The organism is Acinetobacter sp. YH16042 (assembly GCF_013417245.1).
Classification (GTDB): Bacteria; Pseudomonadota; Gammaproteobacteria; order Pseudomonadales; family Moraxellaceae; genus Acinetobacter; species Acinetobacter amyesii.
This window is the reverse complement of record NZ_VPEJ01000067.1, coordinates 1-3452: the sequence shown is the minus strand read 5'-3', so window position 1 is coordinate 3452 and position 3452 is coordinate 1. Positions and strand designations below refer to the sequence as shown.

Below are 3452 nucleotides of genomic sequence, written 5' to 3'. Positions count from 1 at the left end.
TTTTCTCTGATTACAAGCTCCCTTTCGATTTTAAACGGTAGGTACAGAGCATCCCGAATGGGTGCGAACTTTGGAGCTTTTGCTTTTCAAAAAGTATGAGCGAAGCGAATACATTACAAATGCTTTTGCTTTTAGATTTCACAAATAGGATTACCCAAAAACTGCCCCACGAAGCGAGGAACGAGCTTCAATAGAGTACGAGCTTTAGCGAGTACCTAGGGCAGTTTGCACTCCCCTCTCGAAAGGCTTTTAATTATTTTTAAAGCTTTTAAATGCTTTTAGATAAGCTGAAAACATTGATATGAGAGGACTACAGCTTATATAAGCACACAAATTCTCTTGTATAAGCACACAAATTCTCTTGTATAAGCACACAAATTCTCTTGTATAAGCACACAAATTCTCTTGATTTACACACATAAAATATATAGTGTGTAAATACACATTAATAATAACGTGTATTTAATATGAAGAATGGTTTAGTTGTGAAAGATAATGCATTAATAAACGCCAGTTATAATTTAGAACTAACGGAACAGCGTTTAGTCATGCTTGCAATCATTAATGCAAGGGAATTAGGGCGGGGTATTACGGCAGATAGCAAACTAGAAATACATGCTAGTGACTATGCAAAACTATTTAATGTATCACCTGATGCATCCTACAAAGCCCTGAAAGATGCCGTAAATAATCTATTTAACAGGCAGTTTAGCTATACAGCCGAATATAAAAAAACAGGGAAGGTAGGTATCGTTCGCTCTCGCTGGGTAAGCCGTATTTTTTATGTAGATGATTTGGCATTACTAGAAATTACTTTCGCACCTGATGTAGTTCCTTTAATCACTAGATTAGAAGAACACTTTACAAAATATGAAGCCAAACAAGTTGCACACCTAACCAGTAAGTATGCCACTAGACTTTATGAGTTATTAATCGCTTGGCGTGAAGTTGGTAAAACACCTGTTTTTGAACTACAACAATTACGTAAAAATTTAGGTGTTGAAGATGATGAATATCAACGTATGCACCATTTTAAAAGCCGTGTATTAGAAACTGCCATTACTCAAATCAATGAACATACAGACATAAAAGCCACTTATGAGCAACACAAGAAAGGGCGTACAATTACTGGGTTTTCATTCAAGTTTAAGCAGAAACAACAACCGAAAAAATTAGATTCTAAGCGTGACCCAAACACACCTGACTTTTTTATCAAAATGACCGATGCACAACGCCATTTATTTGCAAAAAAAATGTCAGAAATGCCTGAAATGGGGAAATATTCACAAGGTACAGAAAGCTACCAGCAATTTGCTATCCGTATAGCAGATATGCTGTTAGAGCCTGAAAAATTCAGAGAGCTTTATCCAATTTTAGAAAAATCAGGATTTCAGCCATGATTAAATTAAATAACCTATCAACCGATCTAAAGCATGTGACCGTTGAATACCTCGACATCGTAAATTATGAAATTGCGAGGGAAAATATATGCGGTTATATCTTCCTATTATCCCGACTATCCAAAGATGCCGAACCCACCGAAAAAATGCAGATGGAAAGCAAAATACAGAACTTAATTTACTATCGGGATAATTTACAAATCGAGGACAAGGACAATATTCAAAAGGTTTTAAATACGCTCATTCCAGAGTATCAAGCCGAACAAAAAAACCAAACAGCTAAGAAAAATTAGGCTTCAATATCGGGCAAATCAAAAAGCTGTCGATCTCTATTTTCTGTTAAATATTCGTTGAGTTCAGCGAGTATTTTTTCTTTATTGGCTTCATTTGCCTGCATTTTCTTAATCAAGTAAGAACCGAGCAAAATTTTACGCCGAGTATCATCCTTGCGCTCCTGTTCTTTCTTTTTGGTACGTTCTCTTGCTTCAATAGCCTGTTTCTGTGCTTTTAACTGTTTCAGCTTCTCTAACTGGGCTTCAATTTTCTTTTCGATATTTTCAGCAGATTTAGTCATAACGATTAATTTCGGAATATAGAAAACCACTCAAGCATAAGACCCTATGAATTGAAATTCAAGCGGGTAATATGCTATCGTGTTTTTCATGAAATGCGCACTTACGACTTGGATTTCATCCAAGTCAAAGTTTGCGTAAGGGGAATCCCCTTAACCCCAAAAAACTGCTACGCAATTTTTTAAAAGCAAAAGCATCTCAAGGCGACTGCATGGCAATCTATCATTGTTCAACTAAAACAGTTAACCGAAGTTCAGGACGAACTGCGGTTGCATCAAGTGCCTATCGTGCAGGTGAAAAACTAGAAGATGAACGCACAGGATTGACCCACGACTTTACGAGAAAAGACGGTGTCGCCCATTCCGAAATTATCTCAAATCTCGATGTCGAAATTGACCGTAGCCAACTTTGGAACTTGGCGGAAAAATCTGAAAACCGCAAAGATGCCCGAACCGCTAGAGAATGGGTCATTGCCCTACCTGATGAATTAGACGCAGATCAACGTAAGGACTTGGCAAAAGACTTTGCCAGGTCCTTAGTTGATCGCTATGGCGTGATTGCAGATTTAGCTATCCATGAACCCAGCAAAGGCGGAAATGATAAAAATCATCATGCCCATATCATGCTGACCACCCGAAAGGCTGAATTAGACCCTGAAAATAATCTGATTTTGACAACAAAGGCAGAGATTGAACTCAGCAACGCCAAAAGAAAGACCCTCAACATGGGTACAACCCAAGAGGACATTAAACAAATTCGGGCAATGTGGGCAGACTTAGCAAATCACGCTTTGGAACAAGCAGGACAACAGCAAAAAATTGACCACCGCAGCTATGCCGATCAGAACAACGGACTGCAAGCCACGATTCATGAAGGGACTTCGGTCACTCAATTACGCAGAAAAGGCATCGGCACCGAAATCAGCCGTTATAACGACAAGGTAAAACAGCACAACGCCCAATACCTGAATCAAAAAGAACAGCACAAAGAAACCACGCTACAGCGTGGCTTTAACCGTGTTGAGCAAGGCTTTGACCAATGGCAAAAAGACCAAGAAGCCAAACGCCTAGAGCTAGAACGCCAAGCGGAAAAACAGCGAGAAATGAAACGAGCCGAGCAAAAGGCATCACCTAATTTGAATAAAGGCGGATGGTCACGATGAGCAACCAAAACGATGATTTAGACGACCAGTTATATATTTTATTGGCATCCATGAAGGAATACAGGGAAGCCATAGCAGACGATAACAAGCGATTAGAGGCGTTTTACAACAAAGTGGCTAGCGGGATATTAGAGCAGAGCAAAAAAAACCTAAATAACGCAAATCAGGAAGCTACACGCGCCCTTCAAGGACGTATTCAGGAACTAGACAAGGCAGCCAGCCGTCTTAACTATCAATTCATTGCCGTGTTTGCCAGTGCCTTTGTAGCGTTGGTGATGGTGCTGTTCTTGGCGTTATTTTTATTTGTACCAAGTATGG

Annotated in this window: 5 protein-coding genes; 4 read left to right on the top strand and 1 reads right to left on the bottom strand. The window is 39.4% G+C overall.

The features are described from left to right. The first annotated feature begins 467 nt into the window (after window positions 1-467). Together repM and FTV37_RS16720 are read left to right on the top strand one after the other, a co-directional pair. Complete coding sequence (repM, locus tag FTV37_RS16725) at window positions 468-1400, top strand: replication initiation protein RepM (protein ID WP_026438545.1); 933 nt, start codon at window positions 468-470, stop codon at window positions 1398-1400. After that, the gene (locus FTV37_RS16720; RefSeq protein WP_163167926.1) at window positions 1397-1693 is read left to right on the top strand and encodes a hypothetical protein; all 297 of its coding nucleotides are present in this window, start codon (window positions 1397-1399) and stop codon (window positions 1691-1693) included. Before repM ends, FTV37_RS16720 begins: the two co-directional genes overlap by 4 nt. On the opposite strand, the gene FTV37_RS16715 is transcribed toward FTV37_RS16720, so the two are convergent. Further along, entirely contained in the window at window positions 1690-1974 is a 285-nt protein-coding gene (locus tag FTV37_RS16715; RefSeq protein WP_004871868.1) for a hypothetical protein, read from the bottom strand. The two genes, FTV37_RS16720 and FTV37_RS16715, sit on opposite strands and share 4 nt — an antisense overlap. Window positions 1975-2183: 209 nt before the next feature. Here FTV37_RS16715 and mobQ point away from each other — a divergent pair, with 209 nt between their 5' ends. Continuing rightward, complete coding sequence (mobQ, locus tag FTV37_RS16710) at window positions 2184-3134, top strand: MobQ family relaxase (RefSeq protein ID WP_180064299.1); 951 nt, start codon at window positions 2184-2186, stop codon at window positions 3132-3134. Beyond that, window positions 3131-3452: hypothetical protein (locus tag FTV37_RS16705; protein ID WP_180064298.1), on the top strand; the 322-nt coding region annotated here is incomplete at its 3' end. The genes mobQ and FTV37_RS16705, both read left to right, overlap by 4 nt.

Bases quoted from the DNA above. Each gene is read 5' to 3' on its own strand.
- repM (WP_026438545.1), top strand. From the start codon at position 468: ATGAAGAATGGTTTAGTTGTGAAAGATAATGCATTAATAAACGCCAGT.
- FTV37_RS16720 (WP_163167926.1), top strand. From the start codon at position 1,397: ATGATTAAATTAAATAACCTATCAACCGATCTAAAGCATGTGACCGTT.
- FTV37_RS16715 (WP_004871868.1), bottom strand. From the start codon at position 1,974: ATGACTAAATCTGCTGAAAATATCGAAAAGAAAATTGAAGCCCAGTTA.
- mobQ (WP_180064299.1), top strand. From the start codon at position 2,184: ATGGCAATCTATCATTGTTCAACTAAAACAGTTAACCGAAGTTCAGGA.